This is a genomic window from Saccharothrix carnea (assembly GCF_003014735.1).
Lineage (GTDB): Bacteria > Actinomycetota > Actinomycetes > Mycobacteriales > Pseudonocardiaceae > Actinosynnema > Actinosynnema carneum.
Genome location: NZ_PYAX01000015.1, coordinates 146,244 through 173,140 on the forward strand (window position 1 = coordinate 146,244; position 26,897 = coordinate 173,140).

A 26,897-nucleotide genomic window follows, 5' to 3' on the forward strand; every position below is an offset into this window, starting at 1 on the left:
GGTCACCCCGCGCGGTAGTGGGACAGGACGTCCTCGCGGAGCAGGGCGCCGAAGCCGGCGGCTTGCAGGCGCAGGCCCAGTTGGGCGTCGGTGACGCCGAGCGCGGTCGCGGTGGTCGGCAGGTGCCAGTGGTGGGCTGCCAGGGTGGTCAGCAGGTGGCCTCGGCGGATCTGGGACTCCGACAGGCGGAACGTCTTCAGGTACGCCGTGCGGCCGTCGCGGTCGGTGATCAGTTCGCCGATGTGGTTCTCCTGCTTGAGGCGGAACGTCGGCAGGAAGCGGGACAGCGCGTAGTCGCCCATCCGGTACACGCGGTTCGTCGCGTAGCTCTCGCCCAGCAGCCCGTCCGCCATCGTCGCGTCGTGGAAGCGGGCCCACTCCGCCTGCTCCCGGGCCGCCGCCGCACGCAGGTCCGCCAACGACGCCACGTCGTCGGGCAGCCGCACGTCGAACCGGGGCGCGGGCGTCGCCAGCGTCGCGTAGTAGTGGACCAGTTCGCCGTACATGTCCTGCACGAGCGTGGCGTGCAGCGCCCGGTAGTCGTCCGGGTGGGGCACGACGAACGCCGAGGCCAACGCGTCGGCCACGTACACCAGCACACCGCACTGGCCGGGGTGGATCTCGAAGTGCTTCAGCGCGTCGACCAGTCCCGCGACCTCGACGCCCGCGTACGCCTCCTCCACGCGCGGTGACAGGCCTCGGCGGATGGCGCGCTGCGACCACTCCTCCCACACGACCTCCGGGCCGCCGAAGTGCAGCGCCAGGTACCCCTCGACGGCGAGGTGCAGGGGCAGGAACCGCAGGCGGTTGCGGTCGACCCGGCGCGCCATCCGGCGGTGGAAGCGCAGCCTCATGCCGTGCGCGGGCGGTTCGTCGCCGGTGGCACCCCGCTTCACCGACGTGCCGTGCGCGTTCAGCTGCGTGCCGTACGCCGCGACCGGGGTGTCGTCGTCGGTCCACGTGGCCACGAAACCGTGCGGGATGTAGGAGACGTAGTGCGTGCGCCTGCCCACCTCGACCAGACCCGGGTCGTCACCGTAGGCGCGGGCGTGCAGCCGCAGCCCGGTGATCGGCTCGTCGCGCGTCAACGGCACGAGCCGGACACCGCCCCACACCTGCGCCGCACGCGTGGTCAGCCCGGTCAGGTCGAGCCGCACCGTCACCCCTCCTCCAGGAACCGGGCCACCCGGTCGTCGAAGTGCGCCCGTAGGTCGGCGAAACCGGTACGGCCTTCGGTGAACCGGGCGAACCCGACCAGCGCGGGCACGTCCTCCGCGTCGCGCACACCGACAGTCGGCACCGCCGCGGCGAGCCGCTTCACGTCGAAGTCGTCCGCGTCGTACACCGGGTTGAGGTGCACCGCGACCACCCGGCGGGCCGGGTCGAGCCTCGCCCGCCACACCCGCAACACCTCCGACGCCAGCCCGTAGGGTGCGTTGTCCCAGCCATCGGACACGATCAGCAGCCGGTCCGGCGCGTGCTCCAGCGCGTCGAGCACCCGCTCCCCCAGCGGCGTCATCCCGTACGGGTGGGCCAGCAGGGCGTCGGTGCGCCCCGACGTCCACAGCGGGACGTACTCGGCCGCCAGCTCGGCCAGCAGGTAGTGGCAGGCCAGCGCGACCGCCAGCGGACGGCGGCGCTTCTGCGCGGACCCGGACGCCGAGAAGCTGTCGTCCAGCACCGCCGCCACCCGGCCCCAGCCGCCCGCGGCCCGCCCCGCGGCACGGACCGCCGCCGCACGCAGCGCGCCGGTCAGCTCGCCGCGCCGGTCGACCCGCTCGGGCACCGGCAGGGACAGCACGTAGGGGGCCAGGCGGGTCAGCGGCATCGAGCCGAGGTCGACCACCACCGCGGCCTTGCCCCGACGCGCGGACTCCTGCACCCGCAGCCGTTCCAGCCTGGTCATCCGGGGCTCGATGCGCTTGAGGAACGTCGCCCGGTCGATCCGGTGCTTCGCGGCGAACCCCTCCGCCACGGTGTAGGGCAGCTCGTACACCGACGCCTGCTCGTAGTGCGCCCGCCGCCACGTCTCCAGCAGCGGGGTGTCGTACCGGCGGCGGTCGTCGGGCGTGAACAGGAACGGGCCGAGCTCGCCGTCCGGTGCGACGTGCGCGTGCCGCAGCGCCCGCTTCAGGCCGGTGCGGTACTTCACCGCGTCGAACGCCGGGTCGGGTCGCCCCGCGAACCACTCGCGGATGATCGCGCGGGTGCGCCGGTTGTTCACCCGTGCCCGGCGCAACGCGCGGAACAGGTCGTACACGCGCTGCGGCGGCAGCGCCCGCAGCCGCCGCGCGATCAGCCTGCCCTCGGCCTGCCGCTGACCCGCGGTGGCGTCGCCGGTGGTCGCCAGCAGCTTGCGGACGATCAGCGCGGCGTTGTGGTCGTTGATGTCCAGCGCGAGCGCCGCGGCGTACAGGTCGCGGTAGTTGCCGAGCACGTAGTCGTGCAGGAAGTCCAGCGACAGCCGCTGGTCGTCGGCACCGCCGTGGAACTCGCGCTGCGACGTGGACGTCGTCGCCGCGTTGATGAACATCAGCATGTCGTCGGCGGCGATGGCGTCCACGCGTCCACCTCCGGGAATGGGTCGGGGCCGGCCGGGGAATGGGGGCACGAGCAGCGAATCATCGCTTCAGAGGCGGGTTCCGGAAGTCGCACCGGAGTCCCGCGGCCGGCCGGCGAACTCTAGCAACCACGCGGCCCGATCCGCCCGGGTACATCGCCGCGTGCCTCACCGCGGCACCGGTTCGGGGAAGCGTGCGGAGGAACGGGGTCTGCCGCGTTCCGGTACCGGTGGTCGCGGTGTCCTATGACGACGGTGTCACGTGGCGCCGCGCGCCGGTGAAGCCCGAACACGGCCGCTGGAAGGCGACCGTCGACCACCCGGCGGGCGCGGCGTTCGTGTCACCGCGGTCGAGCGTCACCGACCTCGACGGCAACAGCCAACGCCAGACGATCACCAGGGCGTACGCGCTGGGGTAACGGCACCGGGTCCGGCCGGTGCCGGTGTCATCGGTGCCGGCCGGTCACCCGCAGCCGGTATCGGCGGTGTCGGCCCTCGGAATGGCGGTCAGCTGCGCGCACAGCCGGGTGACGGCCGTGCCCGTGTCGATCGGGATCATCAGCACCTCCTCGCCGGCGCTCACCAGCCCGTCGCCGGTGAAGGCGAGGCGAGGCGTGTTCGGGAGCGGGCTCGACCGGTGGCCTTGGACGGTGGCCAGCCGCTCTCCGGTCGTCACGTCCCACAGCTTCACCTCGGTGCTACCTGAGGAGGAGGTCGCCATGGTCCTGCCGTCAGGGGCGACGGCCAGGTCGGTCACGTCGGGGCCGATCGCGAACTCCCGTTCGACGCGCGCCGTGGCGGGGTCGGTGAACTTCGCGGTCCCGCCCGCCGCGACGACCAGCGTTCCGCCGTGGAAGGTGAGGTTGAGCAGGCCCTTGTCCTCGACCCGGCCCTCCTGGCGGGTGAACGATCCGGTGTCCCACGCCTGTGACCACGTGCTGACGTCGCCGAGCACCTCGCCGGCGAGCCACCTCCCGTCCGGGGAGAACAGCAGGTCTCGCACCGGGTAGGGCGTCTCGACGCGGGCGCGTTCGGTCAAGGTGTCCAGCGACCAGACCCGGATCTCGGAGTAGTCCTTCGCACCCGGCGGACGCACCACGGCCGCGATCAGGTCCGCCGACACCGCGACGGCCCTGACCTCGGTGCCCGCCGCGAGTGGCACCGTGCGCTCGTCGCCGTCCGGGTCGGTCACCGCGATCTCCTTCCCCTCGGTCAGCGCACGGGTCACCGCCCGGTGCCCGCGCGGGCCGAACCGGACGTCCACGCCCGCCACGGGTCCGCCGTTCCGGACGGGCACCACGCGGTGCTCGTCGGCGACCCACGGCGTACCGGCGGGATCCACGGCCAGCCTCTGGGCGGCGCCGTACAGGCCGTCGTAGCGGTGCGGGTTGGGCCGCCACACGACGACCATGTCGACCGGCGTCACCCTCGCGGTCGCCGGGTCGGCGGCCTTGTCCAGCGCCGAGGCCACGACGGTGCCGCCGGCGGAGGCCAGCGCGGAGACCGGGCTGACGTCGGCCGGGTACTCGGCCATGACGGCACCGTCGACCGGCGAGTGCGCGGTCAGCTTCCCCGTGCCGGCGACCAGCACCCGTTCACCGTCGCCGAGCACGGCCAGCCCGCCGTTGCCCGTCGCCAGCGAACCGAGCGGTTCGGCGGTGTCCGGGTTCCACAGCCGCACGGTGCCGTCGTAGCGGGTGGACGCCAGGTACGCGGAGGCGTAGGCGAGGCGCACGAGGTGGTTGGAGCCCGGCTGCGCGTCGCGGTGCTCGGTGCGCAGGGCGATCCGTTCCCCGGTCGGGTCCCACACCTCCAGCACACCATCGGACCGCCCGATCGCCAACCGTCGCCCGTCCGGGCGGAACCTCACGTCGCTGACCAGCCCACCGTGCGCGAACGCCGACCGGATGCGGGTGCCGTCACGCCACAACTCCACCCCGCCGCCGACGGCGACCGCGAGCGTCCCGTCCGGGCTCCAGTCGACCGCGCCAGAGGACCAACCACCCGTGCGCGGGCCGGCGTACTCCTTCGCCTCCGAACCGAGGTTCCACACGGCGGTGTCGCCGGCGGAGACCGCGAGGCGCGTCCCGTCCGGGGAGAACCGGAGACCGGCCACGTCCTCGTCGGCGCTGTTGCCGCTGTCCGCGACAGCGATCAGCGCCCGCCGTTCGACGACGTCCCAGACCAGCAGTTCGCCCCGGTGCCCACCCACGGCGATGCGCCGCCCCTCGGGGTCCACGGCGACGGCCTGCACGGTGGCGAAGGTCGGGTGGTCCTGCCCGGTGAACGTCAGCGGCGCGGTCCGGGCCAGCGCCGTGAGCAGCGCCGAACGCGCCTCCTGGGTCGGGGCGGCGTGCTGGGCGCGCAGGGCGTCGCGGATCGCCCGCACCGGGTCAAGGGTCGTCAACGACTCGGTGGCGCGCTGCCGGGACAGCTGCTGCGCCGACTCGCCACGGGCCAGCACCGCCATGGTGGCGGCGATCGCGACGACCACCACCAGCGCGGTGGACGCGGCGGCGGTGGTCACCCGGGCGGTCCGGGACCGCCGACGTGCCCGGCGGATCGCGTCGAGGTAGTCCCGTTCGACGGGTGTGAGGGCGGGGTGCCCGGAGGCCCACGACAGGGTCGTCACCAGGCGCGGCCCGCGCGGCAGGTCACCGGCGTGGCGGCCCGCGTCGACCCAGCGCCGGGCGGCGTCCGCGAGCCTGCGCTGGGCCACCAGGACTTCGCGGTCCTCGTCCACCCAGGTGCGCAGCCGGGGCCACGCCGACAGCAGCGCCTCGTGGCTGAGCTGCGCGCCGTCGCGGTCGACGGTGACCAGTCGGGCCTCGACCAACCGGTCCAGCACCGGGCTCGGTGGCAGCACCGCGCGCCGGCGGGTGACCGCGCCGCTGTCGTGCACGCTCGTCATGAGCAGCACAGTCGTGCGCAGGGCGCGCTGGTCGGCGGGCGAGAGCCGGTCGTAGACCTGCTCGGCGGTGCGCGCGACGGCGCCGTCGATGCCGCCCGTGGACAGGTAGGCGGCCAGGGTGAGCGTGTCGCCCTGGCGGTGGTGCCAGGTCTCGCGCAGCGCGTGCGCCAGGCGGGGCAGGGCGCCCGGGTCGTAGTCGGCGCCGCCGAGGTCGGCGATCAGCCGGGCGGCCAGCCCGGGTTCGACGGACGTGCCCACCGCCTCGGCGGGTGCGGTGATCGCCTGGCCGAGCTCGTCCACGCCGAGCGGTCCCAGGATCACTGCGCGGGCCAGGGCGCGGCGCAACGGCGGCAGGCCGATGCAGCGGTCCACGAAGTCCGCGCGCACGGCCAGCACCACGAGACCCAACCCCGCGTCCGCGAGGGCCGACGTGAACGCCACCCGCTCGCGGTCGCCGATGTCGTGCGTGAACAGCTCCTCGAACTGGTCCACCACGATCAGCACCCGCCGGGTCAGCCCGAGCCGACCGGCTCGGATGCCGTCCGCGAGCACGGCGGGATCGGCTCCGGTGACACCGGCGACAGCGGCGGCGAGCGCACCGACCGGGTCCGTGCCGGGGGTCAGCACCACGTGCGGCCAGTCCGGCACCGCCGGCAGCAGCCCCGCGCGCAGCAGCGAAGACTTGCCCGCGCCCGACGCGCCCACCACGACCACCGGCTCCGGGTGGACGGCCTGCTCCGCCAGCCTCACCACCAGCTCGGTGACCACGTGCGCCCGGCCGTGGAACCACCCGGCCTCCTGCTCGGTGAACCCGCGCAGCCCCGGGTAGGGGCAGCCCTCACCCCGCGCGAGGGTGGCCGTGCCGGCGGCCGAGCGGATGACGGCCTGGACGAACAGCTCGCGCTCGGCGGTGTCGGCGGCCACGGTCGCGGTGCCGTTGAGCCGGGTGGCCTCGGCGGCGGCGGAGATCAGCGCGGACGCCGTCGGGTAGCGGTGGTCGGGGTCCTTGGCCAGGCCCCGGGCCAGCACCGCGTCCAGGCCGGGCCCGATGCGCCGGTCGAGCCGGGACGCGACGGGCGGCGGCTCCATCAGGTGCGCGGCCAGCTTCGCGGCGGGCTCCAGCCCGTCGAACGGCAGCCGGCCGGTCAGCCCCTCGAACAGCACGCAGGCCAGCGCGTAGACGTCCGCGCGGCCGTCCACCTCGCCGCCGAGGCGTTCGGGCGCGAGGTAGTCCAGCGACCCGATGACCTGCCCGGTCCGGGTGATCGCGGTGGCCGCCGTGGGGAGGGCGATGCCGAAGTCGGCCAGGTAGGCGTGCCCGGACCGGTCCACCAGGACGTTGGAGGGCTTGACGTCCCGGTGCACGAGCCCCGCGGCGTGCGCGGCGTCGAGCGCTTCGGCGACCTGGTGCAGCAGCCCGAGCAGGTCGTCCGGCGTCAGTCCGGCGGCCAGCAGCCCTTTCAGGTCGACGCCCTCCACGAGCCGCATGTCCAGGTACAGCGTGCCGTCGATCTCGCCGTACGCGTGTACCGGCACCACGTGCGGGTGCGAGAGCCCCGCCGCGATCCGGGACTCCCGCCGGAACCGGGCCTCGTATTCCTCGTCGTGGGCCAACAGCCGCTTGAGCGCCACCGTGCGGTCGTTGACGGTGTCGTGGGCCCGGTGCACCACCCCCATGCCACCACGGCCCAACATCTCCCCGACCAGGTAGGGCCCGAACCGCTCCGCCATGTTCCTCCTCCGCCGCGCGGAGAGCAGTAAACCGGCCCTGCGCCGTCGCGTACCCGGATTCAGCGGGTCAAGCGGATGTTTCCGCGCCGGTCGGCCGGTGCGACCGGTCCGGTATGGCGGTCAGTTCGACCGGTGACGGGCCGGGATGCACGATGCCCAACCGCTGGGTGGCCCTGGTCATGGCGACGTACAGGTCGTTGTGGCCCAGTGGTGCGGTGCCGAGGATCTCGGCCGGGTCGGCGATCAGGACCGAGTCGAACTCCAGGCCCTTGGCCTGGCCGGGGGTGAGCAGGACCACCTCGCCGGTGAGGTCCGGCGGGGTGGGGAGGGACAGCGCGGCGGCCAAGGGCTCGATGTGGGCGTTCGGGGCGATGATCGCGAGTTGGCCGTCGCCGTGTTCCGTGGCGAGGTCGGTGACGGTGGTGACCAGGTCGGCGCGGGTGGTGCGGATCCGCCAGGGCGTTTCGCCGGTCGAGCGGACCGACCGGGGTGGAGGCGTGCCGGGGTGGTGGGCGGCGAGCAGGTCCGCGGTGGCGGCCATGATCTCCGCCGGGGTGCGGTAGTTGACCGTGAGCCGGGCGAGTTGCCAGCGGTCCCGCACGTGCGGTCGCAGCACGTGGTCCCACGAGGAGGTGCCTGCCGGGTTCCCCGTCTGGGCGGGGTCCCCGACGATGGTCATCGACCGGGTCGGGCACCGGCGCATCAGCATCCGCCAGGCCATCTCGGACAGTTCCTGCGCCTCGTCGACGACCACGTGCCCGAACGTGACGCGGTCGCCGACGTGGCCGATCAGGGAGGCGGCTTCGTCCAGCAGCGGGACGTCCGCGGCGCTCCAGCCATCGACCGGCTCGCCCAGGAGGTCGGACACCACGTGCTCCGGCGTCAGCGGTGGCCACAGCGCGTCGAGCACGGCCTGGACCCCTGCGTCGGCGAGCAGCGAGTTCCGCAGTGCGACGCGGTCGGCCTGGTCCAACAGGGCCTTCGGCCCGTCGTCGTGCTCGTCCTGGTCGATCACGAAACCAGCGGCGGCCAGTGCGCGCAGGTCGGCTTCGCCGAGCCGGCCGTCCGCGCTGCCGCCGTCGATCGCCTCGCCGGTGTCGGTGAGCACGACCGCCTCCATGCCGTCGACCAGGCGCTGGGCGAGCGCGTCCACGACCTCCCGCTGGTGGACCAACCTCGCCTCGTTGTGCGGAAGTCCGGTCCGCCTGGCGTTCCGCACGGCGCGGTCGCACGTACGCGGGTCCAGCCGCAGCACCTGCTGCTCGAACTCGACGTCGACCGGGTGGTCCGGTGTCCGGACCCGCGACCGCACCGTCTCGGCCAGCCGTTCGGCCATCACCGCCCGGCCCTTGAGCGCGACGGCCTCGGGCGGGTCGACCCGGCTGACCTCAACGTCCGGCACCAGGTCGGTGATGGTCGCCGTCACCACGCTGTTCTCGCCGAGCCCCGGCAGGACCTGGCCGATGTAGTCGAGGAAGATCCGGCTGGGACCCACCACCAGCACACCGCGGGTGCGCAGGTGCGGACGCGTGTAGAGCAGGTAGGCGACCCGGTGCAACGCGACGGCCGTCTTCCCCGTGCCGGGACCGCCCTGCACCACCAGCACCCCGCCGGACTCGTGCCGGACGATCCGGTCCTGCTCGGCTTGCAGGGTGGTCACGATGTCGTGCATCCGCCCGGTCCGCGCCGCGGTCACCGCCGCCAGCAACGCCGCCTCGCCGACCAGGCCGTCGTCGCCCGCACCGTCCGGGGTCAGCAACTCGTCGTTCAGCGCGACGACCGTCCGGCCCCGCGTGGTGATGCGCCGCCGTCGCCGCACACCCTGCGGAGCGGTCGCCGTGGCGGTGTAGAACGCCCGGGCCACCGGGACGCGCCAGTCCAGCAGCAGCGGTTCACCGTCGTCGTCCCGGAACAGGCCGAGCCTGCCGATGTAGATCCGCCTGCCGTCGTGCAGGTCCAACCGCCCGAAGCACAACCCCTGCTCCACCGCGTCCAGTCGGGCCACCTCCGCCTGCCAGACAGCGGCCTCCCCACCGGCCCGCCGCGCCGCTGCCAGCCGTCCGGCCGCCTCCTCGCGCAGGGCGTCCAGACGGGCGTACAGGCCCGCCACGTACTCCTGCTCGACCTCGATCTCACCGCTCGCGGTCACGCGTTCCCCCAGCTCGATGATCGGTGCCATCGAGCGTGCACGGCGATCTCCCGGAGGAACAGTCTTGTTCTTCCCCGCCGCTTCAGCCGCCCGGAACCACACAGCGCCCGCCGACGCGGTGGTGGGCGCGTTCGCTCAGGTTCCCTTGCGGAACGCCGCCGTGACCTCCTCGCCGGTGGTCAGCGGTGCGCCGAGCTCGCGCGCCAGCCGGCCCGCGTGCACGTCGACGACCGCTTCCAGCAGGTCCGCGTACACCTCGACCGCCGCGCGCACCCGCACCCACCCGACGACCGCGACGCACACCGCCACCACCGCCGCGGGCCACCAGAACGCCCCGACGACCGCGTACGGCACGCACCAAGTGGTCGTCGCCACCGCTGCCTCCGCCTCCGCCCGTGCCGCCCGCAGCTCGGCCCGCCCGGAGTCGTCCAGCACCAACCACAACCGCGCCCACCACGACTTCAGGTCGACGGCGTACTGGTGGTGCACCCGGTCCTCGACGGCCGCCAGCCGGTCGCCGGTCCACGTGGCCCGGGTCGGCGCGGCGAGCGCGATCCGGTTGCGCTTGGCCGCGTCACCCCGCTCGTGCGCCCGCGCCCATCGCCGACGCCGCCGCCGTGCCGCCCAACGCGGGCGGGTGCCGAGGAACCAGCGCCAAGTCACCGGGCACAGCGCCCGCACCACGAGCCCCGCCGCCACCGATCCCAGCAGCATGGCGGCCAGCGCGAGGAGTTGGGCCGCGGGCGGCCGGGTGCCGAGGTCGCGGGTGATCCCGTCCGCCCGGGCGACCAGCCTCGTCACGTCCAGCGCGTGCGCGTGCCCCAGCAGCGCGCCCACCGCCGCGGTGGCGAGGAACAGCACGCCGGGCAGCACGAGCAGCGACACCCACCGCTCGGCCAGCCGCTTGCCCAGCTCACCGAAGAACGCGTTCACGCCTGTCGCCGCCTCAGCGGCTCGTCGCGCAACCAGCACCGCTCCGCCGGTACCGGACCACCCGGCTCCCGGGGCACCTCCCGCCCGCACGCGTCCGCCGGGCACACGTACACCTCGCCGAACGACCGACCGCGCATCCCCGGTAACACCAGGTCGCTGCCGCGCAGCACGTCCGCGGGGATGCCCAGGCGCGGTAGCTCGTCCTGCAGCGGGTGGCCCGCGCGCACCCTCGCCAGCACGTCGTCCAGCACCCGTCCCAACCCCTGGCGCGTCACGGCGGCACGCAGTTCGGGCAAGGTGGTGCAGAAGGCGGCGAGGTGTTCGTCGGTGTGCGGCACGACGTTCCTCCTCTTCGTCGGGGACTGTCCAGCCTGTCAGGAATACACGGTGATCGAGGTGAGCGGGTGCGGGACGAGCTGATCCAGGACGTTCTGGGCCGGATCACGCGTGCCGACGACGGCGACGCGGAGGCGGTGCTCGCCCCGGACGCGGAGGCGGCGGGCGAGGCGTTGTTGGCGTTCCTGTCCCCCGAGGGCAGGTTCGACTTCGACGTGCTGCACGTCGTCGGCACCCTGCACCTGGCACGGTCGATGTGGGGGGAAGAACCGGCGGCGGCCGAGTCGCACGCCCTCGCCGAGACCCTGCTCGCGCCGGTCTTCCTGCTCCGCCCCGACCTCGCGCCGCCGATCTGGGAGGGCGATCCCGCGGCCCCGGAGGGTCAGCAGCGGCGCGACCTCGGGTCCGCGCTGGTGCGGGTCGGCATGCTGCTCGGCAACCCGGCCGCGTTCCACGTCGCCGTCAACGCCCTCTCCCCGACCGCCAACGATCCCGCCGACCCGTTCGCCGCCGGGTGCGGTGTCGTGCTCGCCGCCGCCGCACGCCTGCTGTCCTGGCACACCGGCGACGCCGAAGCGTTGACGTTCGCCCAGGTCGCCGCGCAGCGCGTCCTCGACGCCGAGCCCACCGACGCCACACCGGCGGCCCGTGCCGAACTGGCCCGCGCGCTGCTCCTGGAGCACACCCGCACCGGTGACCAGGCCGTGCTCGACCGCGCGGTCGAGCACGCCCGGCAGGCGCCGCCCGATGACGCCGAAGCCCTGGGGGTCGCGGCGATGGCGCTCGCGCTGTCCGCCGAGCGCGCCGGGGACCGGGCACTGGCGCGGGAAGCCGTCGCGCTGGGCCGTGACGCCGTGGCCCAGCGGCGCGATCCCGACCAGCTCGTCGCACTGGCGACCACCCTGCACACCATCGCCGGGTTGACCGACGACGACGCTCCGCTCGTCGAGATCACCGAGCTGTTGCGCCCGTTCCTCGACTCTCGTTCGCAGCAACTGCTGTACCTGCACGGCAGCGCCCTGTTCCGGCTGGCCTCGACCGATCCCGCCGCCCTGGACGAGACGGTGGCCGTGCTGGCGGGCGCCCTCGCGCAGATCCCGCCGACCCACCCCGACCACCCGGTTCGCACGGGCATGTACGCCGAGGCGTTGTGGCGCAGGTGGAAGCACACCGGTGACCGGGACAGCCGTGACGCCGCGCTCGCCGTCCTGGAAGGCGGTACCGACCCGCGCCTGCGCGCCACCCGCGTGGGCTACCTCGTGGACCTCGCCGCGTCGGGCCACGACGTCGCGGACGTCGACACCGCCCTCGCCGCCGAACCGGACTGGAACGACCGGGCGGCCCTCCTCGGGCACCGCTACGACCTGGTGGGCGACCGCGCCGCGCTCGTGGAGGCGATCGCCCTGAACCGGGCCCACCTCGCCGACCCGGACGATCCCGAGGACGAGGCCCGCGTCGCGCACAACGCCGCCATGCTGCTGCGCAAGCTGCACGACCTCGAGCGCACGCCCGAGGTGCTCGCCGACGCGCTCGCCCTGGCCCGGCGCGGCGTCACCGCCCACCCCGCGCCAACAGGCCAGCAAGCCGAACGCGTCGCCCTGCTGGCGCTGCTCACCGCCGAGGCCGGGCAGGTGGAGGAAGGCGCCCGGCTCGCCACCCGGGCCGTCGCCGACTGCCCGCCGGACCACCCGAACCGGTCGACGGTCCTGTCCCGCGCCGCCGAGGCCCACTTCCGGCACTACGACGCGACGGGCGCGCGCACTTCCCTCGACACCGCGATCGCCGTGGGCCGCGCCGTCCTCGCCGAGGGGGAGCGGGCCCAGGGGCTGGACCTGCTCGCGGTGGCGTTGCGGCGGCGCGCCGAGCTGTCACCCGACCTGCACACCCTGGACGAGGCGGTCGACTTCGGGCTGCGCGCGGTCGAGGCGCATCCCTTCTCGCGGATCCGGGCGTCCACGGTGCTGAACCTGGCGGGCTCGCTGGCCGACCGCTACCGCCGCACCCGGGACGTGGACGACCTGCACCGCGCACTCCGGTTGATCCAGGACCACCTCGGGGCCGTCCACCCGACCGACGACCTGAAGGCCCGCCTGACGGACCAGATGGGCGTCGTGATGATGTTGCTGTACCAGCACACGGGCGAGAAGGACACGTTGCGCGAACGGGTGCGGATCGCCGAGCGCGGCGCCGAACGGTTCGGGCCGCACGACCCGACCCGTCCCCAGGTGCTCAACAACCTGTCCTCCTCGTTGATGGAGCGCTACTTCGTGGACGGCGACCGGGCCGACGCGGAGAAGGCCGTCACCGCCGCCCGTGAAGCCGTCGCCCTGACCCCCGCCGGTCTGGCCATCCGCGGCTCCCGGCTGCTCAACCTCTCGATCGCGCTGGGAGTCCTCGGTGAGGCGACCGGCACCACGGGTCCGCTGCGGGAGGCCCTCCGCGTCGCCGAGGCGAGTGCGGGGGTGCTCAACGCGCCGCCCGCCACCCGCATCCGCGCCCACCGGGTGTGGGGCAGGTGGGCCGTGGTCCTCGGACGGTGGAGGGTCGCGCTGGCGGCCTTCGCCGGCGGCGTGGACCTGGTGGCCCAGGTCGCGCCCCGGCACGTGCGCCGTGCGGACCGCGAGTCCCGCCTGGCCGACCTGCGCGGTGTGCACACCGACGCGGCCGCCGCCGCCCTCGCGACCGGTGACCCGATCCGCGCCGTCGAGCTGCTGGAGCAGGCCCGCGGCGTGCTCCTCGTCGACGAGCTCGACGCCCGGGCGGGTTCGCTCGCGCTGCGCGACCGCGCGCCGCACCTCGCGACCGAGTGGGACGCGGTGCTGGAGGAGCTGGCCGACGAGTCCCAGTCGACCGACGAGCGGCAGGCGTTGTCGCGCCGGTGGCAGGACGTGCTGGACCGGATCCGCGCGGTTCCCGGTCTCGACTCCTTCCTGCGCCCGCCGAGCGCGTTGGACCTGCGCGTCGCCGATGGCGCGATCGTGCTGGTGAACATCAGCCAGTGGCGCTGCGACGCCCTGCTGATCACCTCGCGCGGCGTGCGCTCGAAGCGGTTGCGGCACGTCACCCTGGAGGAGGTCGAGCAGCGGACCGGCGCCTACCTCGCGGCGCTCGACACGCTCGACGGCGGCGACCTGGTCGCCCGGTTCGACGCGCAGGCCGTGGTCCGCGAGACGCTGGCGTGGTTGTGGGACACGATCGCCGGACCGGTCCTGAAGGCGCTCGGCCACACCCGCGCGCCCCGCGCCGCGTGGCCCCGCGTGTGGTGGTGCCCGACCGGCGCGCTCACCCACCTCCCGCTGCACGCCGCGGGTCGGCACGACGTCCCCGGCGAGGCCGTGCTCGACCGCGTGGTGTCGTCCTACACACCCACCGCCCGCACCCTGAACCACACCCGGTCCCGCCCGCCGACGACCCGGCGCGACCTCCTCGCCGTCGCCATGCCCACCACCCCCGACCACGCCGACCTGCCGGCGACCGACGCCGAGGCGACCGACCTCGCCGCGCTCCTGGCCGCCGCCGAACCGCTGCGCGGCCCCGCCGCCACCCGTGCCGCCGTGCTGGCCGCGCTGCCGCACGCGACGTGGGCCCACTTCGCCTGCCACGCCCACAGCGACCCGCTCGTCCCGTCCGCCGGCCACCTGCTGCTCGCCGATGGCGCGCTGACCGTCGCCGACATCGGCGCGCTGCGCCTGGAGAACGCCGAACTGGCCTACCTGTCCGCGTGCTCCACCGCCCGCACCACCCTCACCACCCCGGACGAGGTGATCACGCTCGCGTCAGCGTTCCAGCTCGCCGGCTTCCGCCACGTCGTCGGCGCACTGTGGCCGATCCAGGACACCACCGCCGCCCGCGTGGCCGCCACCTTCCACCGCCGCGTCCACACCGGCACACCACCCGCCGAGGCCCTGCACGAAGTGCTGCGCGAACTCCGCACCGAGTTCCCTCTCGCGGTATCGCAATGGGCCGGCTACGTCCACGTCGGCTCCTGACCAACCCCTACCGCCGGCGAGCACTCCACCCGTCACGGCTGCACCTTGACCGAGGCGACGACCTGCGTGAGCTGGTGGGCATACCGGGCCGGGTGACGGCGTCGAGAGGCGGCCTGGATGATCTGAACGGCGGCCTCGGGCGAGTGGGTCGCGGAACCGGGTAGGAAGGTGGGACGTGCTCTCAGCGCTTGCCCGGTGGTGCGGGCGGCACCGCAAGGCGGTGGTGTTGTTGTGGGTGGTGCTGGCGGTCGGGTTGCTCGCCGGTGCGCGGCTGGTCGACGGTGGTACGGCCGAGGACGTGGTGGTGCCCGGCAGTGACAGCGAGGCCGCCAACGCGTTGTTGGCCGAGGCGGACATGTTCGGCCGGCAGAGTTCCCAGCTGGTGCTCACCGCGCCGCGGAACCGGTACGTCGACGCGTCGGAGCTCCAGACCGCGGTGCGGGAGGTGGTGGACGCGGTGTCGGCGGTGCCCGGGGTCGGCACGGTGCCGGAACGGGTCGAGCCGAGCCCGGACCGGACGGCCGTGCGGTTCAGCGTGCCGCTCGACGTGGGGACCACTGCGGACAAGGCCTTGGCACAACGGGTGCTCGACGCGACGGAACCCGCCCGTGCCGCCGGGATGGACGTCGCGCTCGGTGGTGCGCTCGGGCGACAGCTGTCCGCGCTGAACTCCCGACCCAGCGAGATCATCGGCATCGTCGCCGCGCTGGTGGTGCTGCTGCTGGCGTTCGGCTCGGCGGTCGCGGCGCTGCTCCCGGTCGTCACCGCGCTGCTCGTGGTCGTCGGCGGCTTGGCCGGGCTGGACATCCTGAAGAGCGCGGTGAGCCTGCCCGACGTCGCGCCGACGCTCGCCGCGATGATCGGCCTGGGGGTAGGGGTCGACTACACGCTGTTCCTCGTCAGCAGGCAGCGCAGGCTGCTCGCCACCGGGTTGCCCGTGCCGGAAGCCGTGGCGCGCACCGCGCGGTCGGCCGGTGCGGCGGTGGTGTTCGCCGGTGCCACCGTGATCGTGTCGATCAGCGGGTTGATGCTGACCGGCGTCGACTTCGTGTCCTGGCTGGGCTGGAGCAGCGCGTTGCTGGTCGCCGGCGCGGTGCTGTCCGCCGTCACGCTGACGCCCGCGGTGCTCGCCATGGCGGGTGAGCGGCTCGGCCGCGGCCGTCCGGCGCCGGCCGCCGACGAGGCACTGGACGGCAGCGTGTGGGGCCGGTTCGCGTCGTGGTCCGCCCGCCGCCCCGTGGCGGTCGCGATCGCGAGCACGGTCTTGCTGCTCGGCCTCGGCGCGCCGGCGCTCGCGTTGCGGCTCGGGCAGTCCGACGCGGGCGACCGCGGCACGGACCAGCAGACCGTGCGGCACTACCTGGCCACCGCGGCGGCGTGGGGGCCCGGCGAGAACGGCCCGCTCAGCGTGGTGCTGACCGACCCCGCCCGAGCCGAGGCCGCCACCGCCGCGCTGCGCGGGACCAACGGCGTCGCGTCGGTGTCACCGCCGCGCCCGCTGCCCTCCGGTGCGGTGTCCCTGCGAGTCGTCCCGACCACCGCACCCTCCGACCCCACCACCGACGACCTCGTCGAACGGCTGCGCGACGAGGTGCTGCCGAGGTTCGGCGACGCCCACGTCGGCGGCGGCACCGCCACCCGCATCGACCTGGCCGACCGCATCACCGGTCGGCTGCCGTGGCTCATCCTGGCCGTTATCGGCGTGTCCTGCGTGCTGTTGCTGCTGGCGTTCCGGTCCGTGCTGCTGCCGGTCAAGGCGGCGCTGATGAACATCGTGTCGGTGTGCGCCGCGTACGGCGTGGTCACGGCCGTGTTCCAGTGGGGCTGGGGAGCGGACCTGATCGGCCTCGACGGGCCGGTGCCGATCGACAGCTACGTGCCCATGGTGCTGTTCGCCGTCCTGTTCGGACTGTCCATGGACTACGAGGTCTTCCTGCTGTCGGCGATCCAGGAGCACTGGGCCCGCACCGGTGACAACCACACCGCCGTGCGGCGCGGCCTCGCCGAGACCGGTGGCGTGATCACCTCCGCCGCCCTGATCATGGTGTGCGTCTTCGCGAGCTTCATCCTGGTCGACAACCCGACGGTCAAGGTCTTCGGACTCGGGCTGGCCACCGCCATCGTGGTCGACGCCACCATCGTCCGCTGCCTGCTCGTGCCGGCCACCATGGTCCTGCTGGGTCGCTGGAACTGGTGGCTGCCCGGCCGGCTGGACCGGCTGCTCCCCCACCTGCTCGACCACCGCGCTCCCGAACACCGAACCAGGGCCGCCGCGACGGCGTCCACCGAGCACTGACGTCCGGTCAGTCCTGGATCAGCCCGAGCTCGCTGAACACCCGCCGCCCCCAGGACAGCGCGGTGGGCAGGTCGTCCCACTGCCGGTCCTCCTCGGTCAGGTAGGGGAACACGTACGGCTCGGTGATCTCGGCGGGCAGGTCGGCGGCACGGCACTGGTACGGGGGACGCCCGTAGTTGTCCGCGAACATCGCCGCGGCGACCTCGACCGGCTGCGCGTCCCAGATGCCGAACCACAGTCGGCGCAGCATCGCCGGGTGCGCCATCGCGAAGATCAGCCTGCCCACGTCGAACGGTTCGCCGGCCGAGATCACCCGGGCCACGCCGCAGTAGCGCCGGTTGCCCTCGGGCAGGTGCACGACCCCGGCGTCACCGGACCAGATCTCCACGCTGTGGCCCGCGTCGATGATCGCGGCGCACAGCGTGGCCAGCGCCAGGCCGCGGTTGATGATCACCTGGTGCCCGATCCGGTGCGAGTACGAGGACGGCACGAGGAACGTGATCACCTTGCCGCGTCGGGAGACCTGCCGCGGCACCGCGTCCACCATGCACTCCGGAACCCCGGCCAGGTAGGCGCCGACGTCCACCTCGCTGCCGGTCACGTCCCAGGTCGGTTCCAGCACGGTGACCGCGTGGGACAGCCCGGCGCTGTCGCGCAGTTGGCTGATCGTCACGTCGGCCTCCTCCAGGGCCAGCGGCCAGCCGTCGACGGCCAGCCGGACCGCTTCCTCCCAGGAGGCACCGTGCCACTCGACACCGGCCCTCCGGCTGGACCCGAAGGGGATGGACGGTGGAACCGTCGCCGCATCCAGGAACTCGCGCCACGACAGCAGCGGTGGCAGCTTCACGTCGATCACGGGTCAGTCCAGCCCGAGCGCCTTGCGGTGCGCGTCGGAGAGCCCGCGCACCACCCGCCACTGGATCACCTGGTCCAACGTGGCGCCCGCCTCCAGCAGCTTGGCACCGTCGATGCTGGTCCGCGGCGAGAACAGCACCGGCAGCTTCTTCTCCCCCGCGAGCCCCCGCAGCTCCCGGACCTCTTCGAGGAGTTCCTGCACCGCGTCCGGGTGCGATGGCGCGTGCCGCAGCGCGATCCGCTCCTCCAACCCCTCGTCGATCGGCACGTCGATCACCACGAACCGGTCCAGCGTGGCGGAGTCCAGCGTCTGCCGCCCGACGTACTGGCGGTCGCCACCCGTGCCGTAGGTGTTCCCGGTGGCCACCAGCCGGAAGTTCTCGTGCGCGTCCACCATGCGGTCCGCGAACGCGCAGGTGCCCAGCGCGAGCGCCTGGTTCAGCTCGGCGAGCAGCCCGGGGTGGCCGTTGTCCAGCTCGTCCAGCAGCATCACCCCGCCGTGCTCGAACGCGCGGCGGAACGGCGTGTCGTGGTACTGGCCGTGGGCGTCGTAGTAGCCGAACACCTTGCTCATCGGCGTGGTCGGGCCCAGCGACAGCGCCTGGAACTCCAGGCCCAACGCCCCGGCGGCGTGCTTGGCCAGCATGGACTTCCCGGTGCCCGCCGGGCCGACCAGCAGCACGTGGCAACGCGCGTGCAGGGCCACCAGCAACTCCGGCAGCACGCTGTGCGTGTCCGCGCCCAGCTCCACCTTCCCGCCCTGCGGGAGCACCACCGTGACGACGTTCGGCGCGTACTGCGCGAACACCTTCTCCGCCTCGTCGCGGACCGCGCGCCGCACCGAGTTCAACGCTTCCCCGGACACCTCGTCGACCACGCCCGGCAGTGCCTCGCGGGTCGCCTCACGGGCCAGCTCGGTCGCCGTGACCGCGGCTTTGCCGGCCAGCTCGTCGTGCATCTGCCGCAGATCCGGGGTCGCACCGGCCACCGCGTCCCGGGCCAGCCCCGGCAGCACCTCCTCCGCGACCCGCCGCACCGCGTCGGCCAGCGACCCGCGCACCTTCTCCGCCTCGTCCCGCACCGCGCCGGGAGCCGCCTCCTCGACCGCCGCGCGCACCACCTCGACCATCGCGGCCGACCCGGCGTGCACCAGCTCGTCCCGCACCCGGTCACGGTCCGGCGTCGCCTTGGCGACCGCGGCGCGGGCCAGCTCGGCGATCACCTCCTCGGACTGCTGCTCAAGCGTGCTCGTGACCGCGTCGCGCACCTGCTCGGTGGCCTGGCGCACCACGTCCGCCAGCACGTCCCCGGCCTGACCGCGCACGATGCCGGTCACCTCCGAGCCCACCGCGGCGACCAGCTCCTCGCGCACCTTCGCCGCGTCCGGTGTCGCGTCCCGCACCGCGGCCCTGGCCAGGTCCGGCAACAGGCCGTCCGCGGTCTGGTTGACCAGGACCGGCAGGTCCTCCTCCAACGCCTTCCGCGCCGCCCCCTCCACCGCGGCCCGCATCTCGGCCAGGTCCGGCGTGGCTTCGGCGACCGCGGCGCGGGCCAGGGTGGGCAGCGCCGCGTGCGCGTGCCGGCGGATGGTCTCCGGCAACCGGGCCTGGATCTCGCCTTGCACCATCCACAGCAGATTGCTCTGCGTGAACACCGTCCGCGCCACCGCCTCGGCGATCTGCGCGACCTCCGACTTCGTGCTGGTCCGCACGCTTCCTCCCCGTTCCCCCGTGGTGTCACCCCGAGTATGGGAGCGTTCTGGAGGGTCCAACGGAGATCGGCACGTTGCTGCCACCGTCGCCGGACGACGGGTAGCGGTGGACCTCCGTCACCCTTCGGACGCATTGCGCGGGATTTCGGGCACTGCTTAGCTCCTGGCACCCGGAAACACGACGACGCCGGAGCCAGGACTTGGACGAACCGGACGTTCCCGACCTGTCCGAATGCCTCGCCGCCTTCGCCGCCCGCGACTACGTCACCTGCTACCACGCCGCGCGCCGCGGCCTGTCCGCGCAGGGACCGAGCCAGGACTTCGTCCTCGGCCAGCTCATCGCCATCTGCGTGCAACGCCTCGGACAGTCGAACGAGTTGCCGGCACTGCCGCGACTGATGTTGGAGGCCGCCGCCGACGACTGGGAGAAGGCGCTCGTCCGGCTGACGTTCGGGCAGGAGACCCTGGACTCGGTCTGGCCGTCCGCGACCGACGAGGTGCGCCGCTGCCAGGCGCTCTACTACGCCGGGGCCAGGCTGCTCACGGCCGGCCGGTGGACCGAGGCGGAACGCTACCTGCGCGGAGCCGTCCAGCGGGACGCCGACTGCGTGGAGAAGAGCCTCGCCGAGGCCGACCTGGCGGCACCGCCTGCCGACGACACCGCGGCCGAGCAGGCGTTCGACGTCCACCGCCGGCGCGCGCAGGACATGGTGCGACGCGGCGAACCCGACGAAGCCATCCGGATCGCCGAAGAAGCCTGCGATCTCGCCCGGCGCACCTGGGGGCAGGACGACGCGCACTTCGCCCAAGGGCTGCACACCCTGATGCTCGCGCTCAGCGACGCCGGTCGCGTCCGGGAGGCGGTGGAACTCGCGCCACTCGCCGTCCGCCTCGCCCGCGAGCACTTCGCCGACGAAGCCGACCTCGCGAACCTGCTGAACACCGTCGCCTACCTGCACAAGGCCACCGGCGGGTTCGACGAGGCGAGGTCGCTCTACCTGGCCGCGGCCGAGTTGTGGGGCAGGTCGGCGGAGGATCGGCGCGAAGTCGCCGCCACGCTCAACAACCTCGCCCAGATGGAGGTCGAACGCGGCGAGCTCGATCAGGCCGAGCAGCTGCTGCGGCGCGTCCTGGACCTGGTCGACGCCGCGGACGGCAGCCACCGGCTGTACGCCACGGCGTTGGGCAACTTGGCGGTCGTCCGCGAGCGGAAGGGCGATCTCGACGGTGCCGAGCGGCTCCACCGCGAAGCCCTCGACCACCAGCGGGAGGTGGCCGGCGAGGACCACCGGAGCTACGCCGTCGCCCTCAACAACCTCGGGCACCTGTACAAGGGACAGGGTCGCTTCGCGGAGGCCGAACCGCTGCTCCGCCGCGCCGCCGACATCGTGGAGCGGAAGCTGGGCGCCCACCACCCCACCACGCTGACCACGCTGGGCTCGCTGCTGGAGGTCTACCAGGCGACCGGCCAGCAGGAGGCCGCGGACCGCCTGATCGCCCGGGCACGGCCGGAGAACCACCCGGTGCCGGACCACGGCCCGCACACGCTGCACCCGATTCCCGCCCTGGCTCCGGTGTTCCGGTTCATGAGTGCGGAGCTGCCGCTGGAGGCCGACGACCCGGCACCCATCGGCGGCGGCCTCGACTGGCGGTCGCCTTCCTACCAGCAGCGGCTGACCCGACTCGCCGACCGCTTCGCCGAGGGCCCGGACGGCGAGTCCCTCCGGCTGGCCATCCTGCTCAACGCGCAAGAGCCCACCCACGAGGTGCTCCAGATCTTCCTGATGTGCGGTGCGGACGGCACGGAGGAAGCACGGGAGTTCGAGGAATTGCTCTTGAGCCTGGTCGCCGACCCGTGGCAGGCGGCGCTCGTCGCGCTGACGCTCGGCCTGACCGAGCCCGCCGAGGTCGAGCAGCTGGCCGACGACGACGTGAAAACGTGCCAACTGCTCTACTACGCGGCGCAGCGGAGCCTCGCCGAGGGACACCGTGACGAGGCGCTGGCCGACCTCGGCGCTTGCGCGTCCTCCGGCGTGGTGTGCTTCGAGGCGTGGATGGCCGCGCGGATCCTGCGCGCCGCACCGCGCGCGTCCGACCGCGACCTGGCGGACGAGGTCGCCGGGCTCACCGCGAGGACGAACGACCTGCTCGAACGCGGGGACTTCACGGGCGCCGTCAGCCTGGCGGAGCGGGGTTGGCGGCGGGCGGCCGGTCTGGAGGAGAACTCCCCCGAGCGCACCCACAGCCTCTACAACCTCGGCCAGGCGGCCTACCGGACCGGCGACTTGGTCCGGGCAGAGCAGTTGCTGTGCGAGCTGGTGACCGTCGCGGAAGGACACGAACACCGCAACCGGGTCCTGGTCGCCGGAGCGCTGAACGTCCTGGGCAACATCCACGCCGACCTCGCGCGGTTCGAGCTGGCCGAACCGGCGCTGCTCGACGCGCTCGAACAGCTCCGGCTCGCGGGGCGTACCGGTGACGCGGACTACGTCGAGGTACAGGGCAACCTCGCCGAGGTGTACGGCGAGATGGGCGATGTCCACCGGGCGATAGCGCTCAGCACCCAGGCACTGCGGTCCATGGACGAGTCGCTCGGGTCGGCGCATCCCATGTACGCGAGGATCCTGACGAACGTGGGCAACATGCTCCGGGAGATCGGCGACCTGGAGCGCGCCGAAGGCTTCCTCGAAGGTGCTCGGCAGATCCTCCGGGAGACGCGGCCCGCCGGGCATCCGGACCTGGCCGCCGCCGGTGAGGTGCTGGCCGCGCTGTACCTGGACCAGCGCCGGTTCACCGACGCGGAAGGCGTGTTGCGGTCCGCTCTGGAGATCCGCCGCAACGCCGGGCAGACCGAGAGCACCGCCTACGCGGCGGGCGTCTGCTCGCTCGGTCTCGTGCACCTCAACAGCGGGCGGATCGAGGAGGCGCGGCGCGCGCTGTCGGAGAGCCGCGCGATCCTCGACCGGCTGGTCGGGCCTGTGCACCCGTTCAGCGCCACGGTGCTCACCAACCTCGGTCAGGTCCACGCGGTGGACGGTGACCTGCGCGGGGCGTTCGAGTTGACCGTCGAAGCCGAGGAGGCCCATTCGCGGGTGCTCTTCGACTCGTTCGCGACCGCCTCGGAGCGGCTCCAGGTCAACCAGCTCGGTCGGCGGTCCCCGTCGTTGTCCAACCTGCTGAGCCTGGTGGCCGCCCTCGGTGCCCCTGATGACGTGGTTGACCAGGCCTTCGACCTGGTGCTGCGCCGAAAAGGTCTCGTGGGCGAAGCGCAAACGGTGCTGCGGGACGGGATCCGCCTGGCGAACGATCCCGACCTGGAGCCGAAGACCGCGCACGTGCGCTCGTTGCGGGAGAAGATCGCCCGCAAGACGTTGAGCGGCCCGGGGCCGGAAGGGCCGCACGCCCACCAGGCCATGCTCGCCGCCTGGGCCGAGGAGAAGGAACGCCTGGAGGCCGAGCTGTCGCGGACCGTTCCCGCGACGAACCTGGAACAACGCCTGCGGCAGCTGAACGCGCCGTCGTTGCGGTCCCTGCTGCCACCGGGCTCGGCGCTGGTCGAGATCGTGCGCTTCGGGCTGTCCTCGTTCACGAAGCCGGTGGCCGGTGTGGACCCGCCCAGGGCACAGCTGCGGTACTGGGCCTTCGTCCTGCGGCCGGACGAGCGTCTCCGGCTGGTCGACCTCGGTGCGGCCGAGGAGATCGACCGGCTGGTGACCGGCTACCGGGACGAGGTCGTCGGGACGGGTGCCGCCCGCGATCTCGCGCCGCCCGAACCGGTCGCGGACACCACCGAACTCGACGCGGGCACAGCCCTGCGGGCCGCGGTCTTCGACCCGCTCGCCACGGCGCTGGGCGATGCCCGCCGCCTGTTCCTGTGCCCGGACGGCGACCTGTCCCGCCTGCCCTGGGAGGTGCTGCCCGTCTCGCCCGACCGTCGCCTCGTCGACGACTACGAGATCAGCTACCTCGGATCAGGGCGCGACCTGCTGCGCGTCTCGACCCCGTCGTCGGTGGAGCGGACAGCGCCGGTGGTCATCGCGGATCCCGACTTCGACCTGTCGGCACCTGGTACGTCCACCGATCCGGGTGACCGGACCACCTCGGAGCTGCGCCAGGCCGGGCTGCGCTTCGACCGGCTACCGGGCACCGAGCGGGAGGGCCGGGCGGTCGCCGCGCTGCTGGGCGTCCCACCGCTGACGGGTGCCTCCGCCACCGAGTCGGCCGTCAAGTCCTGCCTGCGCCCGAGGGTCCTGCACATCGCCACCCACGGCTACTTCCTGCCCGACCCCGAGCAGGACCGTGCCGCGCCGACCGGCCTCGCCGGACCGCTGCTCGGCCGGTTGTCGAACGCCGACGAGAGCCCGTTCCTGCGCTCCGGGCTGGCCTTGGCCGGGGCCAACACGTGGCTGGCCGGCGGCGTGGTGCCGACCGAGGCCGAGGACGGGATCCTCACCGCGGAGGACGTGACGGGGATGGACCTGGCCGGTACCGAGCTGGTCACCCTCTCCGCCTGCGAGACCGGCCTGGGCGCCCACCACTTCGGTGAGGGCGTGCTCGGCCTGCGCCGCGCGTTCACCTCGGCCGGTGCGCGCACGGTGGTGATGAGCCTGTGGCGGGTTCCCGACGCGGAGACCCAGACGCTGATGACCGGTTTCTACGGGCGGATCCTGGCTGGTGAAGGGCGGGCCGCCGCGCTGCGGCACGCACAGCTGGAGCTGAGGAAGGCCCGGCCGCACCCGTACTACTGGGGCGCGTTCATCTGCCACGGTGATCCAGAGGGCTTTGAGCGGAACCCGTGACCAGGTCCGGTACCGGGCCGGGTTGCGTCAGGAACTGCACGATCGCGGAACGGAACGCAGGACTGCCGGTCGCGGTGCCGTGGTCACCGGCGATCACGCGCAGGCGGGCGCCGGGGATGGCGTCGGCGAGCACGTGGGGGCGTTCGGCGAGCGGGTCGTCGTCACCGGCGATGACGAGTGTCGGGACGGTGATGGCGGCGAGGTCGATGTGTCCTTTGTGCACGGAGCGGGCCTGGGCGGCCAGGGACGGCAGGTCCGCTCCGATGACCTCGGCGAACCCGCGCATGCCCGCGACGACCGGTGACAGGGTGCGTGGGTGCTCGGCGAGCAGTGCTTCGGCGAGGACGTCGTCGGGCAGGACGCGGGTGTCGACGCCGCCGAGTTCGACGACACCGGCACCGATACCGCCGACGACCAGCCGACGCACGGCGCGTTCCTCGGTGGCGGTGAGGAGGGCGATGATGCCGCCCATCGAGTAGCCGACGAGGTCGACCGCGGGGACGTCGAGGGCGGCGATGACCGCGCGGAGGTCGCGGGCCATGCGTCGTTCCCCGTAACGGGCCGGGTCGGGCGACTTCCGGGACCGGCCGTGGCCACGCGCGTCGACTCCCACGACGGCGCGGCCCGCGGCGGTGAGGGCGGCGACCGTGCCGCGGGCGGCCCACTCGACCAGGGTGTCGACGGAGAAGCCGTGCTGCAGCACGACGGGAACCGGGTCCTGGTCGACACCCGGGTCCGCGTCCCAGCGGTGGTAGGCGATCTCGGTGCCGTCGTCGACGACCAGGGTGGCGGTGCGCGGCGGGACGGCGGCCGCCAACCCGGCCTCCACCTCGGCCTTGGCCGCGCTCAACGGGTCGGTCACGGGATGCCTCCGAGGGGTGGGTCCGCGGCGGTGCGGGTGGGCGGGGACGACCGGTCTGGCCCTCGTCAGGCCGGGGTCCCGGCCTGACGACCCAACGCCTCGGCCAGGCGAGCCGTGTCCTCCAGGATGTAGTCGTCGACCATCCTGCCCCACCTCAGCGTGACCCACTGCACGCCTTCGTTGCGGTACTCGCTGCCGTCGGCGAGCGTGGCGGCCATGGTCAGCCTCGTCACGACGGTCGTGCGCCAGGGCCACCCGCGCACCACGACGTCGGTGAGCGTGATGCGCAGACCGGGCAGGCTCTCGCGCATCAGGCGGAACCACTGCTCGAACCGGTCACGACCGGTGAACTCGGCACCCAGCGGCGGCTCCCCCACGAACTTGAACCTGACGTCCGCGGCGGCGAGTTCCACGGCGGCCAGGTGGTCCCCCGCACCGACCCGTTCCCACAACCTGCGCACCTTGGCACGGACGATGGCGTGGTACACAACGCACCTCCTGGTAGCTTGCGAATTGCAAGCCACCCTAGATCAGCTGACTTGCACTTCGCAATCGACTAGGATGGGCGTCATGCCCAGGGATCGCTTCGCCGCCATGGCCTGCTCCGTGGCCCGCACCGCGAACATCGTCGCCGACCCGTGGACCCTGGTCGTCCTGCGCGACCTGTTCCTCGGCCTGACCCGCTTCGACCAGTTCACCGACGACCTGGGCATCGCGACCAACACCCTGACCGACCGCCTCACCACGCTCGTGGACGCCGGCCTGGTCGAGCGCCGGCCGTACCGGGAACGCCCCGTCCGCCACGAGTACCACCTGACCGAGGCGGGCAAGGACCTCTACGGCGTGGTCGTCAGCCTCCTGGCTTGGGGAGATCGCCACCTGGCCCCGGACGGCGCACCGCTGCGCCTGCGGCACACCACCTGCGACCACGAGACCACCCCGGTGGTCAGCTGCTCGCACTGCGGCGGGGAACTGCACGCGGACGACGTCGTGCCGCTCCCCGGTCCGGGCGGTCGCGCCGCGCCGGGTACCCGTGTGATCGCGGAACTGCTCACGAGCCGTCGTGGTGTCGGTCGATCGACCGATTGACGGTGCCGAAGATCCTGTGCAGGTTGGTGGCCTCACAAGATCAGCACGGAAGCGGTGGGCACATGAGCACGACGCTGGCCTTCACCCTGGTCACCCCTGAGGAACTGGACCGGGCGATCAAGGAACCGGAGTGGGCGCTGGAGCGGGTGCAGGACGGGGACGCGCTGTCGTGCTTCCTGGAGAAGTCCTGGGCGGGCATCCAGTTCCTGTTGGACGCGGCCGAGGTGGACGTCGAGCTGCACGAGGACGGCTTCATCATCGACGACGAGGCCATCCTGTCGGGGTGGAGCGACAGCATGGTCGCCGATGCCGCCAAAGCGCTGAGCGCGGTGCCGTTCGAGGTGTTGGCCGGCCACTACGACCCGCGGAAGCTGAGCGAGGCGGAGGTCTACCCCTTCAGGCACCTCTGGGACGGCGACGACATCGAGTACCTGCGGGAGAACTACGTGGACCTCGTGGAGTTCTTCCAGGAGACGGCGGCGTCGGGCGGCGCGCTGATCCGGGAAATCAGCTTCTGATCCCGCCCGACCCCGCTGTCGCGGTGGGCTCCGCCCGTCCACCGCAGACCTCGACAGCTGCCGCTAGCAGGTGCCGTTCGACACCGGCATGCCCTTGTTGGCGCCCGCCGTGCGGCTCACGACGCTCGGCACGCAGCTGGCCTGGTCGAGCGTGTAGC

General features: G+C 73.4%; 16 protein-coding genes. 6 read left to right on the forward strand and 10 right to left on the reverse strand.

Annotated elements, in window-relative coordinates; all coding sequences use genetic code 11:
* Window positions 1-2 precede the first annotated feature (2 nt).
* Window positions 3-1,163, reverse strand: coding sequence for an ARPP-2 domain-containing protein (locus B0I31_RS33040; RefSeq protein WP_106619317.1), 1,161 nt, complete (start codon window positions 1,161-1,163; stop codon window positions 3-5).
* The gene (locus B0I31_RS33045) at window positions 1,160-2,563 is read right to left on the reverse strand and encodes a hypothetical protein (protein ID WP_219910910.1); all 1,404 of its coding nucleotides are present in this window, start codon (window positions 2,561-2,563) and stop codon (window positions 1,160-1,162) included. The genes B0I31_RS33040 and B0I31_RS33045 overlap by 4 nt, the downstream gene beginning before the upstream one ends.
* Window positions 2,564-2,799: 236 nt before the next feature.
* Between B0I31_RS33045 and B0I31_RS33050 the strand changes: the two genes are divergently transcribed.
* The gene (locus B0I31_RS33050; RefSeq protein WP_146174043.1) at window positions 2,800-2,979 is read left to right on the forward strand and encodes a hypothetical protein; all 180 of its coding nucleotides are present in this window, start codon (window positions 2,800-2,802) and stop codon (window positions 2,977-2,979) included.
* 44 nt (window positions 2,980-3,023) lie between these two features.
* Here B0I31_RS33050 and B0I31_RS42185 read toward each other — a convergent pair whose 3' ends face one another.
* The 4 genes from B0I31_RS42185 to B0I31_RS33070 form a co-directional block, all read right to left on the reverse strand.
* Window positions 3,024-7,202, reverse strand: coding sequence for a serine/threonine-protein kinase (locus B0I31_RS42185; RefSeq protein ID WP_106619319.1), 4,179 nt, complete (start codon window positions 7,200-7,202; stop codon window positions 3,024-3,026).
* 67 nt (window positions 7,203-7,269) lie between these two features.
* Complete coding sequence (locus tag B0I31_RS33060; protein WP_106619320.1) at window positions 7,270-9,381, reverse strand: HelD family protein; 2,112 nt, start codon at window positions 9,379-9,381, stop codon at window positions 7,270-7,272.
* A 105-nt stretch (window positions 9,382-9,486) separates the two neighbouring features.
* A complete protein-coding gene (locus B0I31_RS42775) occupies window positions 9,487-10,284 on the reverse strand; it encodes a hypothetical protein (RefSeq protein WP_281262337.1) in 798 nt (265 codons plus the stop codon).
* A complete protein-coding gene (locus B0I31_RS33070; RefSeq protein ID WP_106619322.1) occupies window positions 10,281-10,622 on the reverse strand; it encodes a hypothetical protein in 342 nt (113 codons plus the stop codon). The genes B0I31_RS42775 and B0I31_RS33070 overlap by 4 nt, the downstream gene beginning before the upstream one ends.
* A gap of 66 nt (window positions 10,623-10,688) precedes the next feature.
* Between B0I31_RS33070 and B0I31_RS33075 the strand changes: the two genes are divergently transcribed.
* Together B0I31_RS33075 and B0I31_RS33080 are read left to right on the forward strand one after the other, a co-directional pair.
* Window positions 10,689-14,609 (forward strand): CHAT domain-containing protein, encoded by a 3,921-nt coding sequence (locus B0I31_RS33075; protein ID WP_106619323.1) that lies wholly within the window; start codon window positions 10,689-10,691, stop codon window positions 14,607-14,609.
* 175 nt (window positions 14,610-14,784) lie between these two features.
* Window positions 14,785-16,905, forward strand: a complete 2,121-nt coding sequence (locus B0I31_RS33080) for an MMPL family transporter (protein ID WP_146174044.1) — start codon at window positions 14,785-14,787, stop codon at window positions 16,903-16,905.
* 7 nt (window positions 16,906-16,912) lie between these two features.
* Here B0I31_RS33080 and B0I31_RS33085 read toward each other — a convergent pair whose 3' ends face one another.
* Both B0I31_RS33085 and B0I31_RS41350 read right to left on the reverse strand, forming a co-directional pair.
* Entirely contained in the window at window positions 16,913-17,761 is an 849-nt protein-coding gene (locus B0I31_RS33085; RefSeq protein ID WP_106619325.1) for a DUF7192 family protein, read from the reverse strand.
* Between the two features lie 3 nt (window positions 17,762-17,764).
* On the reverse strand, window positions 17,765-19,471 hold the full coding sequence (locus B0I31_RS41350) for an AAA family ATPase (RefSeq protein ID WP_219910911.1): 1,707 nt from the start codon (window positions 19,469-19,471) through the stop codon (window positions 17,765-17,767).
* Between the two features lie 200 nt (window positions 19,472-19,671).
* Between B0I31_RS41350 and B0I31_RS33095 the strand changes: the two genes are divergently transcribed.
* Window positions 19,672-24,270, forward strand: coding sequence for a CHAT domain-containing protein (locus tag B0I31_RS33095; protein WP_106619326.1), 4,599 nt, complete (start codon window positions 19,672-19,674; stop codon window positions 24,268-24,270).
* Here the strand turns inward: B0I31_RS33095 and B0I31_RS33100 are convergent.
* Together B0I31_RS33100 and B0I31_RS33105 are read right to left on the reverse strand one after the other, a co-directional pair.
* On the reverse strand, window positions 24,227-25,132 hold the full coding sequence (locus B0I31_RS33100) for an alpha/beta fold hydrolase (protein WP_245950609.1): 906 nt from the start codon (window positions 25,130-25,132) through the stop codon (window positions 24,227-24,229). The two genes, B0I31_RS33095 and B0I31_RS33100, sit on opposite strands and share 44 nt — an antisense overlap.
* Before the next feature lie 65 nt (window positions 25,133-25,197).
* Window positions 25,198-25,620, reverse strand: a complete 423-nt coding sequence (locus tag B0I31_RS33105; protein ID WP_181320636.1) for a nuclear transport factor 2 family protein — start codon at window positions 25,618-25,620, stop codon at window positions 25,198-25,200.
* A gap of 82 nt (window positions 25,621-25,702) precedes the next feature.
* Between B0I31_RS33105 and B0I31_RS33110 the strand changes: the two genes are divergently transcribed.
* Together B0I31_RS33110 and B0I31_RS33115 are read left to right on the forward strand one after the other, a co-directional pair.
* A complete protein-coding gene (locus B0I31_RS33110) occupies window positions 25,703-26,221 on the forward strand; it encodes a winged helix-turn-helix transcriptional regulator (RefSeq protein WP_106619328.1) in 519 nt (172 codons plus the stop codon).
* 62 nt (window positions 26,222-26,283) lie between these two features.
* Window positions 26,284-26,739 (forward strand): DUF1877 family protein, encoded by a 456-nt coding sequence (locus B0I31_RS33115; protein WP_106619329.1) that lies wholly within the window; start codon window positions 26,284-26,286, stop codon window positions 26,737-26,739.
* Window positions 26,740-26,897: the final 158 nt, after the last annotated feature.